Source organism: Streptosporangium sp. NBC_01639, assembly GCF_045209755.1.
Classification (GTDB): Bacteria; Actinomycetota; Actinomycetes; order Streptosporangiales; family Streptosporangiaceae; genus Streptosporangium.
This window is the reverse complement of the sequence record NZ_CP109272.1, coordinates 6,070,456-6,085,800: the sequence shown is the minus strand read 5'-3', so window position 1 is coordinate 6,085,800 and position 15,345 is coordinate 6,070,456. Positions and strand designations below refer to the sequence as shown.

Below are 15,345 nucleotides of genomic sequence, written 5' to 3'. Positions count from 1 at the left end.
GTTAAATACTGCTAGTTGGACCGATGGTGACAGTTATCGGTAGTTGAGGTGGAAGGAATCCAATGGGGGATTTGAACCCATTACTGCCCGAGGATCCGGAACGCGTCGGCGTTCACATCCTCGTCGGGCGACTCAGCCAGGACCCTCAGCAGGCCGTGTACCTAGGTCACCTGCCCGACGAGGACACCCTCCGCGTCATCCGCGTGCTCGCCCCCCGCCCGGAGGCCACACCCCAGGCCCGCGAGCAGATCACCAACGGACTACACGCCGCCAAACGCGTCTCCGGCGCCCACACCGCCAAACTCATCGACGTCGGCTGGTTCGACGACGCCCCCTACATCGTCCGCGAACACGTCGAAGGCCGCACCCTCCGCGAAGCCGTCACCACCGACGGCCCACTGACCGGCGACGCCCTCGAACGCCTGGCCATCGGCACCCTCACCGCACTCACCGCCGTCCACCTGGCCGGCCTCACCCACGGCGCCCTCACCCCCGACACCGTGATCCTCGGCCCCGACGGACCCCGCGTCTGCGACATCGGCCTCAACCTCACCACCCCCGAACCCGACTACCGCGCCCCCGAACACCTCCACACCGAACTCAACCCCGGCAGCCCCCCCATCCCCGGCACCGGCACCGGCCGACCCGGCGACCTCTTCTCCTGGGCCGCCACCCTCGCCTACGCCGCCACCGGCCAACCCCCCTTCCAAAACCAGCCCACCCACGTCATCGAAGGCCCCGCCAACCTCACCGGAATCCCCCCGGAACTGGCCCCCCTCCTCATCGCCTGCCTCGACAAATGGCCCGCCCAACGCCCCGACACCAAAACCGCCATGCTCCGCCTCCTCGGCAAGGAGCCGACGGTCCAGACCGGCGGAGAGAATCGGGAGGGCCGTACGGCCGGCGCCGAGGCGGCACAGGACTCTCCGGACGGGACCGGACCCGCAGCGGGAACCGCTCCGCTCGCCGAGACCGAGGCCGGAACCGGGACCGTGACGCCACAGCCGGTGACGCCGCAGCCGATGACGGCGCCCGCCTGGGGCGCTCCGGCGCTGCCGGCCGATGCTCCTCCCGCGAACACCGCGCTACCGATGGACGGTCCTCCCGCGAACCCGGCGTCGCCGGCCGCGCCAGCCGGGAAACGGCCGAAGAGCGGTCGCTTCCTGCTCGTGCCCGCCGCCTGTGTCGGCGTGTTCGTCCTGCTGTCCGGGCTCGGAGTGTGGGTCGCCGGTAGCTCCACCTCGCTCGGCGACACGCAGCAGGCCGCGGCCAACGAGAAGATCATCGACGTCCTCTCAGCACCGGCGGTCCAGCAGCAGCGCGGGGATGCCCCCGTAGGCCCAGTAGACAAGGTGACCACGCCCGGAGGCACCACGGCCGATCCGCAGGTCCCGGACATCGGCCCCATGCAGCTGCCCAAGGAGAGCCCCGCGGTCCCGTCGCCGATCGCATCCGTCGCCCTGCCGCCGATCACGGTGCCCACCGGACCGGTGCCGACGATTCCGGTGCCGACGGCGCCGGCGCCCAGGAAACCGGGTACCGGAAAGTCCCCTGCGCCGACGGCCAAGTCCAAGAAGGCACCCAAGAGCACGGGGAGTCCCAAGTCCGGCCGTACGGCCAAGCCGACCGCCAAGCCGACCAGCCGGACGGGCAAGCCGACCGCCAGACCGACCAGCCGGCCGACCGCCAAACCCACTTCGACGCGGGCTCCCAAGACGGACCCGACGCAGAAGCCCTCGCAGGCTCCAAAGCCGACCAAGTCCGCGCAGCCCACCAAGTCCGCGCAGCCCACCAAACCGGCGCAGCCGACCAAGTCCGCGCAGCCCACCAAGTCGGCGAAGCCCAGCACCGCGCCGAAACCGACACCTAAACCGACACCGAAGCCGACGCCCAAGCCGACGCCCAAGCCGACACCTAAACCGACGCCGAAGCCGACACCGAAGCCGACACCACCGCCTTCGCGTCCCAACCCGTACAGCCCGCAGCAGGTCTGTGGTTCGGGCTACTCCGTGCAGCGGTCCGCCTCCTTCAGCGGCGGAACCACCTACCAGCTCTACAACAACTCCACCGGCTCCAACTGCGTGGTCACCATGAAGAGCGCCGGCGTGGGCACCGCCACCTCCGTCTTCGCCACCCTCGAAGTCCAGGGCGGCGGAACCAAGACCGACCGCGGCAACTACGAGTACTACGCCGGACCGGTCATCCTTCCCGCCAAGGGCAAGTGCGTCCGCTTCTCCGGCGGCGGACCGGCCGGCAGCACCAGCGCCGCCTGGGCCAACTGCGGATGACATCCCGGGCGCGGTGAGACCATTCCTTGATCACGCTTCTATGCTGATCGGTGACACCGCGCCCGGCGAAGTGGAGGTGAGATGCAGACCCGTCGCGATCTTTATCAGGCGTACAAGCTGATGACTCAGCGGATGGGCCTGGCCCTGCTCCAGGGGGAGCCGGACCTGGCGGAGTCACCGATGCGCAGACAGAACGTGGCGATGTTCGGCGGCATCCTGGTCGCGGTGCTGGTGGCCGCCGTCTTCGGCATATTGGGCCTGCTCCGTCCGGGCAACGCGACCGCCCTCACCGACCCGGGGACCGTGATCGTGGAGGAGGAGACAGGCGCCACCTTCGTCTACAGCGATCCGCAGAAGAAGATGATCCCCGTCACCAACGTGACCTCCGCCAGGCTGCTGCTGGGCGACCAGGAGGTGAAGGTGCGCACGGTCACCGCCGCCTCGCTCGCGAAGTACGCACGCGGCAAGCTGGTGGGCATTCAGGGCGCCCCCGAGTCGCTGCCCGCCCACGACCGCCTGATCCGCACCCCGTGGTCGGTGTGCGTCGCCGAGGGCGTGGACACCAACGGCGAGCGCAGGCCGTACACCTCGCTGATCGGCGGGTACGGCGTCGGCGGCACCCCGATCGGGCAGAATACGGCCATGGTCGTCCATGAGGGCGGGCAGGCCTGGCTGCTCTGGGCGGACCGGCGGTTGCGCGTGCCCGTCAGGGGTGTGCGGGCGCTGACCCAGGAACAGCCTCGCCAGGTCCCGGCGGCCTGGCTCAACGCGCTGCCCGAAGGACAGGCCTTCCAGAGCCCGTCGATCCCGGGTCTCGGCCGAGCGATGCGCGGGCCCGACGGCAGGAGGTCCGCGGTGGGCAGGGTCTACACCGTGCCGGCGGTGACCGGTGGACCGGTGAAGTGGTACGTCCTGCTCGCCGACGGCCTGGCGGACCTCACCCCGACGCAGGCCACCCTGCTGCTGGCGGACCCCGCCATCAAGAAGGCGTACGGCACCGCGGAGCCGCTGCCGGGCGAGCTGGCTCCTGCGACCGCGAACGGAGCGCGGCAGTCGGCCACCCGCCTGGACGGCAGCGGACTGCCCACGACCATGCCGAGGATCACCCCGTCGTCGCCGGCAAGCCCCCTCTGCGCCGTCTACTCCGACACGGAGCACGGCTCGACCCGGGCGTCGTTGACGGTCGGCAGCACCGCGCCGATCCCCCAGCCCCCCAAGGGGTGGTTCAACCAGAGCACGGTCGACCAGGTGACGCTCTCGCCCGGTTACGGCGCCCTGGTGGGGGTGCTGCCGGGGAACGGCAGGACGGACGCGGTGACGTCCCTCTACCTGATCGGCGACCAGGGGCGGCGGCACGCCATCCTGTCCGCGGATGTGCTGTCGCGTCTCGGCTACGCGGCGGAGGACATCGCCCCGCTTCCGGCGCAGCTCGTGCACCTGATCCCTGAGGGGCCCGCTCTCGACCCCGCGGCCGCTCTCAATCCCATCCAGGCCAACCCGGCTGCGACGACTCCCCCGCAGCGGTAGGCAGCCGGGTGTCCACCGCTTCCGCGGGCCTCGCTCTACGGGCATGGGGGCCCGCGTGGTGTGACGCCGGGAACGACGCCGCCCGTCGGCGGTGACAGCCTCGCGGCCTAGGCGATGACCTTCTTCCTCAAGCCGAACTCCTCGTCGTACTGCAGGCCCACCTGGGTGAAGTCGGGCTCCTTCTCCGGCATGGCCTTCATCCCCAGGAACAGATGCTTCTGGTCATACTGGAAGCCGTTGACCGCTGCGAGGACGGCCCCGGCGCCGGCGACGAGCGTCATCTTCTTATTGACGACGGCTTTGACGACGGCGTCGATCCGGTTGAGGACGGGATTGATCATAAGATTCACCGCCGCCCTGAACTGAGGAGAGGGGTAGCTGATGAGGTAGGCCGCCGCCATCATGCTCATCGCCGCGGCCACGGCGGCGGCGAAGTCGGCACCCACGTGGTAGGCGAACGCGGTCTGGTCAAGGGTGTCGGCTGCGCAGGTGCGATACTTATGGTCCTCGTCCAGCGCCGCAAGGAGTGCGTCCGCCGCGGCGTTGAAGGTCTCAGCGTCTTCGCCCTCCCAGTGCTCGTCCGCCTTGATCTTGTTCTTCAGGCTGGTTATCTCATTTCTGATGCGGTGGGCATCGGCCTCCGTGCCGCTCTTGCCCTCGCCCCGCCATTCCACCGCGCACTTCTTCATGCTGCCGGGGTTGGACACCATCAGGCCGATCGCCAGGGAGATGGTCAGCGCTTTCTTGCGTTTGAGGATCAGTGCCGCTCCGGCCGTCGTCGCCGCCGCCGCCGTGTATTTCCAGACGTCGATCTCATACTCCACGACGACTCCTCTCCGTCCCGCCACCCCGCCGCATCACGCCTCCTGGCCGAGCACCGGGACGGTCACGTCGATGTCGTCGTCCCAGTCGCTCTCGTCCCCGGTCAGCACAGAGGACGTTTCCTGGCCGCCCTGGTTGCCGGCGGGGGCGCCTCCCATCGGGGGCATCATGGGAGGCATCATCGAGCTGCCGTTCATGCCCGCCGCACGTGGGCCGGCCAGCGGAGAGGCACTGCCGCCGCTTCCCGATCCGCTGGGGATGGTGGTGCCGCGGGCCGTCGCGCCGGCTCCCGTGGACTCTCCCGGCGATGTTCCGGCGTCCGGAATCTTCACTTGAGGTGTCTCGGGCATCTGGGGCATCTGGGACGCCGCCGGGTTGTTCGGATCGACGCCGGCCAGGTCGGTCAACCTCGGATCCTTGGTGGCGAGGTCGCCCAGGTCTGGACTGGGCAACTTGGTGGCGGCGCCGTTCGCACCAAGGTCCGGGGTGTTGGGGATGTTCGGGTTGAGGGAGTTCGGGTTGAGGGAGCTCCCCAGATCATCATTCGTTCCCGGCATATCCGGCACGGTGTAGTTCGGGTCAGGCACCTTGAGGTTCCCCTGGTCCGAACCGGGCAGCGCGCCGAGATCCGAACCCGATGGCATATCTCCGAGATCGTAACCAGACGGCGAACCCCCACCGAGACCCGAACCCGGCGACATGCCTCCGAGATCGTAACCAGACGGCGAACCCCCACCGAGACCCGAGCCCGGCGTCGAACCCGACAAGATATCTCCGAGATCAGAACCTGTACCCGTTTTCTCACCCGTTTTGGCGCCGGACTTATCCGAAGCAGATTTCTTGCCACCGGATTCGGTCTTTTCCTGCCCCGTCTTGTCGGAGATCGAGCTTTTCTCGTCAGCCGTCTTGTTGTTCCGTTCCACCTGTGCAAGGGCCGTCTTCCATGACTCCAGCACAGACGCAGCGGCATCGAGGGCGTCGGCCGATCCCGCACAGGTGTTCTCGTAGGCGAGATCCAGCCCAATGCCAATAACACCGCATTTAGGAAACTGCAAACTGTTGTTGCGGGTTTTGTTGGCTTTTTCTCTTACGTCAGGGGCATACCCGCCGATGGAATCGCCCAGGCCCTTCACCTTGTCCTCGGTGAAGCTCACCTTGTCCGATTTCTGACCCATCTCACCCCTCCGTTTCACGCCTCCCAGGAGGATTCCCGGATCTCCGAGGCGTGATCACATCATTGACGCAGACCGGTCGGATCCCGTCGCCGCCCTGCCGATCGCCGCCGCCGACCAGGTCGGCGGCGGCGTCGCATGGGAGCTAGCAGAGCAGTGGAGGAGTGCCGTTCTGACCGCAGCCCCAGACGTCGTGGACCTCCTTGTGTCCGGGGCGGGACATGTCGTTCTGCTGTTCCCCGTCCGCCGGAGCGCCACCCATCCCCGACATGAAAGGCATCATCGGCGCACCGTTGCTCATCACGCCCCGCGACAGCACCGGAGAGGTCACTCCTCCCGCGCCAAACCCCGCTCCGGGGAAACTGGTGCCCGCTCCGGGCCCGCCCAGCACCGGCGAGACGTTCGGAACGCCGGTCGTGATGTGCGGAAGGTTGGTCGTCGGCCCGACAGTGTTGAGCGGTGACACAAGGTTCGGCGTCTGCGGGGTGTAACCCACCGTCTCGGTGCTCCGAGGATCGTGCCTCTCGTCCCCGCCGATCACCGGCGACACGGTGCCGTCGCCGTCCTTGCCGGTGCCGCCGTCCGAACCCGAACCACCGGATCCCTGGCCACCGGAACCGTCCGCACCAGCACCTTCCGCTCCGGAGCCGTCCGCCCCCGGGTCGGTCGAGCCAGGGCCGTTCGCTCCCGGGTCGTTCGCATCGGAGCCGTCCTGGCCGGAACCGTCGGACCCCACCGGGTCACCGGCGCCCGGACCGTTCGCCCCCGAACCGACGGAACCCGGCCCGTTCGCACCAGAGCCGTCCGAGCCCGTGCCACCCGTGCCGCTGCCTCGGGAGGAAGCCGCCCCACCCGATCCGTCGGATCCGGAGCCTTCCGGCCAGGGGGAGGAGCCGCTCCCGCCCGTGCCCTGCGGACCGGACCCGGGGGCGCCGCCCTGGTAGGCCGGGCCCCCGCCGTAGTCGACGTTCTTGTGCTCGGACGTTCCACCCGGTAGCGACACGGTCGGCAGCTCGTACGACACGTAAGGGGGGACCTGGATGCTGTAGATCTCGACGATCTTCTCGTTCAGCTCGCGCATCGCCTTGCGCGCCGTCTTGGTGTCCTCCGATTCCATCCCCGTGCCGGCGAGCTCGATGAGGTCGAGGCCGGGAGGGAGTCCGGCGACCTTCGCCCTGGCCTCGGGAAGGTAGGTCTCGCCGTACAGCCGGAGCGCGGTGGACATCATGTCCATCTTGGAGGACAGCTCGGTGCCGGTGGCGTGCAGCAGCTGCATCGCCTTCTGGACCTCGATGGCGGTGTCCCCGCCCCATACCCGCGCGAGCTCCTTGGCGACCCGCTGGATGGCGCCGCAGGCGAGATCGACCGTCGACGCCGCGTGCCCGTAGGCGAACCCCGCGTCGTTGACGGCGGCGGGCGCGGTGTCGTTCAACCACTTCTGGATCTGGCTCCTCGATGCGACGACCTCGCCCGCTTCGGGGACCGCGGCGCCAGATCGGATCAGCAGGAATTTCGATTCGCTACCCACAACGACCTTCCCTACGCCTTCGTGCTGTTCCCGCCGTTGTTCGCCTGGGCGGCCTTGCCATACTCGTCGGCGTTCGCGTGGATCGCCTTGACGACCTCTTCCAGCCGGGTGATGAACAGGTTGTACACGATCCCGAGGGCCCTGCCCCCGTTCTCACCTGAGGAGGAACCCACCGTCTGGACGAGCGCGCTCGCCGCCGGCCAGGCTCCCAACTCCGCCTCGGTCAGCAGGCGGTCCCCCTGAAGCCCTTCCTTTGACCCGGTGGTGTAGCCCTCCGAGTAGGCGGGTCCCTTCATCGACCCGATGTACTCTTCCAGCTCGCCCGCGAGCGTTCGCAGCTTGACGGGGTCGAACTCGGAGACGGGAGCGCCCCCGTCCAATCCGGGCCAGCGCGGGTCGATCGGAAGAGGCTCCGCCCCTCCGGACTCCATGGCGTCCTTGCTGGTCATGTTCCTCCTTCAGCGGGAAGCGGACCACGGGTCGTTCAGACGTGCCGGATACGAAAGATCTCGGCCACCGCATCCTGCGCGATGACCGAGAGAAAGACGATCATTCAATGACCGAGTCAGCCGGCGGACCAGATGGCCTTGTTCCTCGCCTCGGCCGCCCGGTAGTTCGCAGTGGCGATGCCGAGGGCCTTGGCGGCCTCGCTGAGCTGGCGCCCCATCTCCTGCTCGGCCTGGTCCCACTTGGCCCTGTGCTGCTCGAAGTATTCCGATGCTCCACCGGACCAGCTCTCCTCACCCAGAGTGTTCCTGAGCTGGGTGATGAGATTGTCGGTGACTGTGTCCATGGCCGTGACGACCTTGAGGAGCTCTCCCTCGACTCGCTCCATCTCCACGAAGTTGACCTTCGTGTAGTCGGCCGCGAAACCGCCCTTGGTGTAGTCGGTTGACTGGCTCATTCGGCTCCCCTTACCCGTTCCTCGAACCGTCTGCGTTGATCTGCGCGTCGACCGAGCCGGTGTTGATGAGCGCGTCGACGCGCCCCATACCCGACTGCACGTCCTGGTCGGCTGCGCTATAGACGACGACGTTCTGGCCCATCCGGTCGGCGATGTTCTCCAGATCGTTCCGAACAATCAGCATCTGCTTGTCCCAGGCGGTCATCGCCTGCAGGAACTTGGCCGACGCCGTTCCGAGCCACCCCGAAGCAGTCAGCTCCTGCGTGGTGACCGAAACTCCCCTACGCAGACCTTCGACATGCTGCGCGGCGTCAGCAACAAGCCCCGCCCCTGTTCTGATCTTATCGGGGCTAGCACCGTAAAATTCCACCGGTCACCTCCGTGACATGGGGCCGTCTATTCGTCGCGGTGCCATGCCCTCACGCCGGTCCGATGACCGTGGCATCGCACAGACGGACAGACGGGACTACAGCCGCGAACATCATCGAATGGCATGTTAGCGATCTACTGCCCCATAGATAACATGCATATATGTCACGGATATATAACGCTTTGATCTCTCTAAGAGAAACGCCCAGGTCGGAGGCTCGCCCCTAGGCAGTGGGCCCTGTGGCGCAAGAGCTCTGACCGATGCACGGAAGGTAGAGATTTCTACCTTTCTGTACGGCCTAGCATGGTTGGGCTACTCTTGGCGATCATTTGAAGGGCCGCGGGGTGGAGGCTGGGCTTGGCTGGCAATCTGGACATCGACAAGTTGCTCAACTGGGGCGACACTCCCTCCGATCTCCCCACCACCGGTCCGGTGGAGATCCACCATCCCGAGGTCGGTGAAGCCGGAGCCCCCTCCTCCTTCGCCGAAACATTCGAACCGGCCGTGTTCTCCACCCCTCAGGAGGACCAGGCGGTCGACGTCTTCGGCACGCAGTCCGGGGCGTCCGATCCTCCTGACGACGCGTCCCGGTCGCTTTCCGCCGACGCCGGAGACCTCCCGGATGACGGGGCCAAACATGAGGTCATCACCGACCCGTACGCTGCGGACCAGAACGGCCCGCGCAGCGAGGCGCAAGGATCGGATGACGGACAAGGCCCGGTCGACGACGCGCGGGACTCGGACGGCGTGCATGAGGTGGGCGGCGGCGAGGGGCCGGAAGACCTCGAACCCGGCCAGGTCGAGCCCGGCGAACCGGATGACGGGGCCAGCTCCGACAGCCCGGACAGCCCGGCCGATGAGATCTACCCTGACGATCCGAACGGTGATGTGACCGAGGACCCGAATCCTCCCGCCGAGGACGGCTCGGGCGACTCCGACGGGTCCGGGGATTCCGACGGCTCCGGGGAATCGGATGACCCGGCCACCCCCGAGACCCCGGGCGGCTCGGACGATCCCACGGATCCCACGGATCCAGGAGTCCCTGTCGATCCAACGGACCCGGAAGTCCCCGGCGACCCCACGGACCCGGACGACCCCACGGATCCCACAGACCCGGAAGTCCCTGTCGGTCCAACAGACCCGGAAGTCCCCGGCGACCCCACAGATCCGGATGACCCCACGGATCCCACAGATCCAGAAGTCCCCACAGACCCAGAGATTCCAGAGGTCCCGGACCCAGAGGCCACAGACCCAGGGGGCACGGATCTCCCTGCGGGTTCCGGCGGGGCCGGCGACGGTTCCGGCGACCCGTCGGTACCGGACGTTCCCACATCGTCCGGCGGCGGCGGTGGCATCCCGGGTGCGTCCGGTGGCGTCCCGAGCGCGACCGGTGGAACTCCCAATGGCGGCGACACAGCGGCACAGGAAAAGGCAGCGCAAGAGCAGGCGGCGCGAGAGCAAGCAGCGCAAGCGCAGGCGACTGCCGCTCAGCGGCGGGAACAGATCCTCACAGACGGCGGCGTGGAGGGTGGCTGGCGCAATGCCGATGTCGATTCGATGGACAAACTCGGAAATAAAGTAAAGGCCATCGCCGACGGCGGAGAGATGTCCAAAGTGGATAGCGGCGCCGAGGGGCTCGGCATGGGCTTCCCCGGGTTCGGCGTGATAGGCATGATGGGGCTCACGTCCGCACACCAATCTGCCCGCACCACTACCATTGAATACATCAAAGCCGCCCAAAAACAACTGGGCACAGCGTGGGTCGATCAGCTCAAGGGCGGGGCCAGCACCATAAGGGCGGCCGACGAAGCCAGCACCGTTAAAGAAAGCTGACAAGAACGCTCATGGATACTTACCAGGCTGGCTCCACCATGTATCTCACCGGTATGGCCTTGACCGGCGCCGCCATCAGAGTGGGAGGCCTCGGCAATCCTCTCTTCTCGCTCACAAGCAGAACTTCGCTGATGTGCATGGGCTCCTGCTATTCCAGTCCGAGCGACATCCAAGATGATGTACAGAGACGGGAAAAGCTGAACAAGGACGTCATCGACGTGAACACTGCGATCGACGCCGCCAGTTCGGCGGTGACCGAGGAGCAGTGGAAGAAGATGGGGAGAGAGGAGTTCGAGAGATCGAAGGCGTCGTTCAAGGAGGAGAACGATAAGTTCACGGAATACAACACGGACATGAGTCGTGCCCTGAACGGGATCGCCAACCTGTCGTTCGGGGGGGCGGTCGTCACCTTGGCGGGAGGTGGCGCGCTCCTTGGGTGCGCATTCGTGGTAAGAGCCAGCGCCGCCGGCGGACCAGTCACTCTGGTGATGGGCAGCAGCGCCGCCGCGTTGGCCTCCGCAAGAGTTCGGATGACCATGGCAAACATGCTGAGGAGAGGCGTGATGGCCTGGGGTGTGGGAGCAACAATTGTTTATATGATCGACAGTCAAATTTCATCGATGCTTCAGGGAAAGCTCAGCAAGACGGAGTCCACCGGTTCGGGCACCGCACCCGCGTTCGAGCAGGTCTTCATCGAAAACCTGAAGCAGCCGGTTTCGGGGCAGTCGCAGTCATCGGCTCTGGGAGAGTCGCAGTATCCGACCTCGGGTCAATCGCAATACACGAGCACCGGACAGTCGCAGTACCCCACCACGGGTCAATCGCAATACACGAGCACCGGACAGTCGCAGTACCCCACCACGGGTCAATCGCAATACACGACCACGGAGCAGCCATCCAAGAACGTGTAGCCGGGCCCCTCGCATCCCGTCCTGCAGACAGACCGGATTGCCAGATCGGAAGTTCACCGATGTGGCAATCCTCTGCGGCTACAGGTCGAGACGGCGGCGGATGCGGTCGAGCTCGCCCATCACGTCCTCGAACGTCCGGTTGTAGGCGGCCTCCGCGTCCTTGATCTGGTTGAGCGCCGCGTCCGGATCGTTGATGAATTTCATCGGGTTGTCCTCTTCACCGAACACCTCGCCCATGGCCTCGTTGACCTGCCTCTGCAGATCCTCAGTAGCGGCGGCGATGACCATCTTGATCTTCTCGGCGAGTTCGCTCGCGCCCAGCCGCAACGCCTTGGGATGGAGCACGAGCTCGCGGACCCCTTCAGCCGCGTACTCCACGGTGACCAGGCGGTCTTCGTCCTGCGCGTGCCCGACGAGCGTCCCCATGCTTTTCTGGAGCTCTTCCATCTGGGCGAACTGACTATCCGCCCCGTTCAGCAGCTTCTCAATGTCAATGTTGGCGAAATCGCCGAAACCAGCCGTCATCGACCGTTCTCCCCCTGCTCGGGCATCGCCGGCCCCATAAGTAACAACCGGCCACTTCCGGAGCAGGCTAACCGCACCGCCTGTTTCTTCGCAATCCAGGCACCGGCTACGGTTTCGGCTCGTCAACCTTGGGCGCGATCCAGTCGAAGTCCTGGTAGTCCTCCGGGAGCCGGCCCGGGGCGGGAGGCTGCTGGTAGGACGGATACTCACCGGAGTCGATGGTCGCCTGCTCGAAGTCCACCTTCGCGTCGCCGGACGGCATGATGTAGCCGAACTGGTGGTCCTTCTTCAGCATGGTCGACATGACGTCGCCGGCCGCCTTCAGGGCCGATCCCAGCGTCAGGGTCAGGACGGCGACCGCCCCGTTGGCCGCGGTCGCGACGAACTTCTCCAGCAGCATCCCCCAGAACGTGGTCTGCGGCATGAGCTGCATGCGCTTGGCGAAGACCAGCAGGGTGACCGTGGTGACGCCCAGCTCCGCGAGCCTCAGCCAGTAGCTCCGGTATCCGGCGGCCACCTCGTCGAGCATGCCCCCGATGTCGCCGAAGATGCCGCGCAGGACGCCGATCTCCCGGTGGAAGAGCCAGATGACCCGCTCGAACTCCTGCTGGTCCATCGCGATCCAGTTGGTCCGGGACGCCGCGACGATCTGCGGGAGAAGCTGTTTGATCCCGTCGTCCAGGCGGCCGGCGATGCCGTACTTCCAGTTGCTCGCCGCCTGTGCCATACCGGGCTCGTTGACGATCGCCGTACTCGCGATGACGATCGCCGGAGCGAGGTACAACGACCACTTGCCGACCTTCTTCAACGCCTCCAGCACCTTCGGGCCGATCGGCTCCGGCATCTGGGGAGGCGGCCCGAAGACCCCCTGCGGGGGCTGTGCCACACCGTAAGAAGAATTCCCATAAACCGACACATACGGATTCGGCACATGGGGCTGCGGTACCCCGCCGTAGGGAACGTTCCCATAACCCGACATCAGCGATACCGGACGATGCTGTGATCCTCGGCCGTCCGCCAGTTGCGCTCCGCGACGACGAGTGCCTGACACCAGCTGTCCACGGCCTTCTCCGCGTCGCCGAGCAGCGCGTCCGCGTCCCGGCAGATGCCCTCGTAGGCGCCGCTCATCAGCATTCCGCCCACGACCCCGAATCCGGGGGAGTCGACGTGCACCGTGCCGATCAGGCTCCGGACGAATTTCACCGTCCCCTTGAGCTCGTTCTCGACCCGGCTGCGCGTGTGGGAGATCGTCGCCGACGTGATGTGGATCTCCTGGCCGGCGGAGCCAGCGGGCGAAGAGGTGATGACGGCACCGGTTCTGTCCATAATCCGATCCTCACCGACGGCCCGCTCGGCTTCGAGTCCCACCAGGGGAACTTCGTGATCATTTAACCGTCCGGACAGCCGGTGATGGCTGCCGATTAACCCTGAGCGGGTGGCCTGACATGCTATGGAATCCAATGACCCAGAGTTCCGCCTCGACGAACTCGACCAGGTCGTACAGGACAGCGAACGCTCCCTGCGTGACCTCGCCGCCGCGATGACCGGTCTCGGTGAGGTCACCGGGTCGGGCGAGAGCCGCAGTGGCCTGGTCTCGGCGCGGGTCGGCGCCGACGGCCGGGTGACCGATGTGGCGATCGCCTCTCGGGGGATGCGGCTGGACAGCGACGCCCTGTCCAAGGAGGTGCTGGAGGCGGTGCAGGCCGCGCAGGACGCCCAAGGACGGCAGGCACGGGAACTGGTGGCCTCTCCGCTCGGCGGGGAGGACGCGGTCCGGACGATCCAGCGTCAGTTCGAGGAGATCCAGGAGTCCTTCGCCGCGGAGATGGGCGAGCGGATCAGCCGGTGGGAGCGGATGAAGAACCGCGACCACTGGGAGCGGTGACACCCACCGCCCCTCAGCCGGCCTTCCGCCCGCCACCCCTCAACCGGTCCCCCGCCCAGCGCGGCTCAGCCGGTCTCCCACCCACCGCGGCTCAGGTCCCCCGCCCACCGCGGCTCAACCGGCCAGGCCCCGCACCCAGGAGTAGACGTCCAGCACACCGAGGGCGAGTGGGAACAGCGAGATGATCAGCAGGAGTTCGACGATGTCCCCGGCACGCCCCCAGAACGGGGACGGCTTCCCCGTCTGCAGCCACAGGCCCATGCTCGCGGAGAGCGCCGCCACACACAGCAGTCCCATCAGCACGGCGATCGCGATGGCGCCTCCCACCCCGGCGGCCTGCATGATCGCGAACATCGCGAGACCGGCGAACCCGGCGATCGTCAGCCAGAGCCGCTGGCCGGCCCCCTGGAAGACGCGGATGCGCAGCAGGAGGACCAGCGACAGCACCAGCGCGTTGACCACGGCGATCCAGTGGCCGTCCAGCAGGAGGTATACCTCCGCCACCAGTGCCACCAACGCGATCCCGACGACCATCCCGGTCGAGTAGGCCCGCGCGTGCCCGGTGCGCTCCTTGATGTCGGCGCCGTCGACCTTCTGGTTGTCGCTGCGCAGTTCCTCGGCGCTGGTCGGCATGGCGGGCATCGGCAGGCCGGCGAGCCGGAACGACAGCATCGGGATCAGCGAGCTGAACCCCACCAGGATCGACAGGGCGACCGCCGCCACCCCGGCCGGAGGGGCGGCGGACACCATCACGATGGCGGCGCTCACCGCTCCGACCATCGCGGCGATGGCGGACCCGAGAAAGAGCGGCACACCGTCGGCGATCGCGATCATGCTGACGGTGGCCACGAGACCGACGGAGGCGAACCCGGCGAGCATGTGCGCCGAGCCGAGCCCGGCCAGGCTCCCGGTGCTCATCGGCGCGAGGAGGCCGGCCAGGAAGCCGTACGGCAGAGCCGCGTAACCGACCAGCGCACCCGCCGACGAGTCGCCCACCACCCGGGACATCAAGGTACCCGCGACGATCATGAGGAGGGCGAACACCCCTGCGATCACGGCGGACACCGACCACGGCGGTCCCGCCAGCACCAGCGCGGCCACTCCGGTGAGGAGGAACGCGACCGCCGTACCCACCCCGACCAGGCGGGTGTGCCGCGGGGTCCACTTGTCAGGCCCCTCCTTGACGCCCGAAGCGACGACATCGGGCACGTCGTCGTACAGGGTCGGGGGCAGTTCGGCCTCACGTGGCCGCAGATAGAGCACCTCGCCGTCGAGCACACCCAGAGCTCCCAGGCTCTGACCGAGATCGAACGGGGTGCCACCGAGCCGCTGGAGCACCCATCCCGGGCCCGACGCCGCCTCCCCGCCGACCTCTCCGACCGCGCGGAGCAGGCCGGGCAGGACGTGGGGCAGCGGAATATCCGCAGGCAGTGCCAGGTCGGCCTTCTTGCGCGGCGCCACGATGGTGACATGGCACAGCGGCGCCAACGGCGCGGCGAACTGGGCCAGCGCACCCTGCGGCATCGGCCCCTGAGCGGGCGTTTGAGCCAGCGACCTCACAGACGTACTCCCCGTCAACC

At 67.3% G+C, this 15,345-nt stretch carries 15 protein-coding genes; 5 read left to right on the top strand and 10 right to left on the bottom strand.

What is annotated here, in order from left to right; genetic code table 11:
- The first annotated feature begins 62 nt into the window (after positions 1-62).
- Together OHA77_RS27845 and eccB are read left to right on the top strand one after the other, a co-directional pair.
- Positions 63-2,288 carry a protein kinase domain-containing protein gene (locus OHA77_RS27845; RefSeq protein ID WP_406312390.1) on the top strand — a complete coding sequence of 742 codons (2,226 nt, stop codon included), beginning with the start codon at positions 63-65 and terminating at the stop codon, positions 2,286-2,288.
- Positions 2,289-2,369: 81 nt separating this feature from the next.
- On the top strand, positions 2,370-3,815 hold the full coding sequence (gene eccB, locus OHA77_RS27840) for a type VII secretion protein EccB (protein WP_406312389.1): 1,446 nt from the start codon (positions 2,370-2,372) through the stop codon (positions 3,813-3,815).
- Positions 3,816-3,922: 107 nt separating this feature from the next.
- On the opposite strand, the gene OHA77_RS27835 is transcribed toward eccB, so the two are convergent.
- From OHA77_RS27835 to OHA77_RS27810, 6 genes are all read right to left on the bottom strand, one after another.
- The gene (locus tag OHA77_RS27835) at positions 3,923-4,639 is read right to left on the bottom strand and encodes a hypothetical protein (protein ID WP_406312388.1); all 717 of its coding nucleotides are present in this window, start codon (positions 4,637-4,639) and stop codon (positions 3,923-3,925) included.
- 33 nt (positions 4,640-4,672) lie between these two features.
- Complete coding sequence (locus tag OHA77_RS27830) at positions 4,673-5,812, bottom strand: hypothetical protein (RefSeq protein WP_406312387.1); 1,140 nt, start codon at positions 5,810-5,812, stop codon at positions 4,673-4,675.
- 142 nt (positions 5,813-5,954) lie between these two features.
- The gene (locus tag OHA77_RS27825; RefSeq protein WP_406312386.1) at positions 5,955-7,337 is read right to left on the bottom strand and encodes a WXG100 family type VII secretion target; all 1,383 of its coding nucleotides are present in this window, start codon (positions 7,335-7,337) and stop codon (positions 5,955-5,957) included.
- Positions 7,338-7,348: 11 nt separating this feature from the next.
- Positions 7,349-7,786, bottom strand: coding sequence for a hypothetical protein (locus tag OHA77_RS27820; RefSeq protein WP_406312385.1), 438 nt, complete (start codon positions 7,784-7,786; stop codon positions 7,349-7,351).
- 116 nt (positions 7,787-7,902) lie between these two features.
- Complete coding sequence (locus OHA77_RS27815; RefSeq protein WP_326825240.1) at positions 7,903-8,241, bottom strand: WXG100 family type VII secretion target; 339 nt, start codon at positions 8,239-8,241, stop codon at positions 7,903-7,905.
- A 10-nt stretch (positions 8,242-8,251) separates the two neighbouring features.
- On the bottom strand, positions 8,252-8,611 hold the full coding sequence (locus OHA77_RS27810; RefSeq protein WP_406312384.1) for a WXG100 family type VII secretion target: 360 nt from the start codon (positions 8,609-8,611) through the stop codon (positions 8,252-8,254).
- Between the two features lie 357 nt (positions 8,612-8,968).
- On the opposite strand from OHA77_RS27810, the gene OHA77_RS27805 reads away from it, so the two are divergent.
- Together OHA77_RS27805 and OHA77_RS27800 are read left to right on the top strand one after the other, a co-directional pair.
- Positions 8,969-10,444 carry a hypothetical protein gene (locus OHA77_RS27805; RefSeq protein ID WP_406312383.1) on the top strand — a complete coding sequence of 492 codons (1,476 nt, stop codon included), beginning with the start codon at positions 8,969-8,971 and terminating at the stop codon, positions 10,442-10,444.
- 11 nt (positions 10,445-10,455) lie between these two features.
- Positions 10,456-11,355 carry a hypothetical protein gene (locus OHA77_RS27800; RefSeq protein ID WP_406312382.1) on the top strand — a complete coding sequence of 300 codons (900 nt, stop codon included), beginning with the start codon at positions 10,456-10,458 and terminating at the stop codon, positions 11,353-11,355.
- A 78-nt stretch (positions 11,356-11,433) separates the two neighbouring features.
- On the opposite strand, the gene OHA77_RS27795 is transcribed toward OHA77_RS27800, so the two are convergent.
- From OHA77_RS27795 to OHA77_RS27785, 3 genes are all read right to left on the bottom strand, one after another.
- Positions 11,434-11,880: a YbaB/EbfC family nucleoid-associated protein gene (locus OHA77_RS27795; protein WP_406312381.1), complete on the bottom strand. Its 447-nt coding sequence runs from the start codon at positions 11,878-11,880 to the stop codon at positions 11,434-11,436.
- 106 nt (positions 11,881-11,986) lie between these two features.
- Positions 11,987-12,766, bottom strand: a complete 780-nt coding sequence (locus OHA77_RS27790; RefSeq protein ID WP_406312380.1) for a hypothetical protein — start codon at positions 12,764-12,766, stop codon at positions 11,987-11,989.
- 92 nt (positions 12,767-12,858) lie between these two features.
- Positions 12,859-13,206 (bottom strand): hypothetical protein, encoded by a 348-nt coding sequence (locus OHA77_RS27785; RefSeq protein ID WP_406312379.1) that lies wholly within the window; start codon positions 13,204-13,206, stop codon positions 12,859-12,861.
- A gap of 124 nt (positions 13,207-13,330) precedes the next feature.
- Between OHA77_RS27785 and OHA77_RS27780 the strand changes: the two genes are divergently transcribed.
- Positions 13,331-13,765 carry a YbaB/EbfC family nucleoid-associated protein gene (locus tag OHA77_RS27780; RefSeq protein ID WP_406312378.1) on the top strand — a complete coding sequence of 145 codons (435 nt, stop codon included), beginning with the start codon at positions 13,331-13,333 and terminating at the stop codon, positions 13,763-13,765.
- A 114-nt stretch (positions 13,766-13,879) separates the two neighbouring features.
- Here OHA77_RS27780 and eccD read toward each other — a convergent pair whose 3' ends face one another.
- Positions 13,880-15,325: a type VII secretion integral membrane protein EccD gene (gene eccD / locus OHA77_RS27775; protein WP_326825248.1), complete on the bottom strand. Its 1,446-nt coding sequence runs from the start codon at positions 15,323-15,325 to the stop codon at positions 13,880-13,882.
- Positions 15,326-15,345 lie beyond the last annotated feature (20 nt).

Bases quoted from the DNA above. Each gene is read 5' to 3' on its own strand.
- OHA77_RS27845 (WP_406312390.1), top strand. From the start codon at position 63: ATGGGGGATTTGAACCCATTACTGCCCGAGGATCCGGAACGCGTCGGC.
- eccB (WP_406312389.1), top strand. From the start codon at position 2,370: ATGCAGACCCGTCGCGATCTTTATCAGGCGTACAAGCTGATGACTCAG.
- OHA77_RS27830 (WP_406312387.1), bottom strand. From the start codon at position 5,812: ATGGGTCAGAAATCGGACAAGGTGAGCTTCACCGAGGACAAGGTGAAG.
- OHA77_RS27820 (WP_406312385.1), bottom strand. From the start codon at position 7,786: ATGACCAGCAAGGACGCCATGGAGTCCGGAGGGGCGGAGCCTCTTCCG.
- OHA77_RS27815 (WP_326825240.1), bottom strand. From the start codon at position 8,241: ATGAGCCAGTCAACCGACTACACCAAGGGCGGTTTCGCGGCCGACTAC.
- OHA77_RS27800 (WP_406312382.1), top strand. From the start codon at position 10,456: ATGGATACTTACCAGGCTGGCTCCACCATGTATCTCACCGGTATGGCC.
- OHA77_RS27795 (WP_406312381.1), bottom strand. From the start codon at position 11,880: ATGACGGCTGGTTTCGGCGATTTCGCCAACATTGACATTGAGAAGCTG.
- OHA77_RS27785 (WP_406312379.1), bottom strand. From the start codon at position 13,206: ATGGACAGAACCGGTGCCGTCATCACCTCTTCGCCCGCTGGCTCCGCC.
- OHA77_RS27780 (WP_406312378.1), top strand. From the start codon at position 13,331: ATGGAATCCAATGACCCAGAGTTCCGCCTCGACGAACTCGACCAGGTC.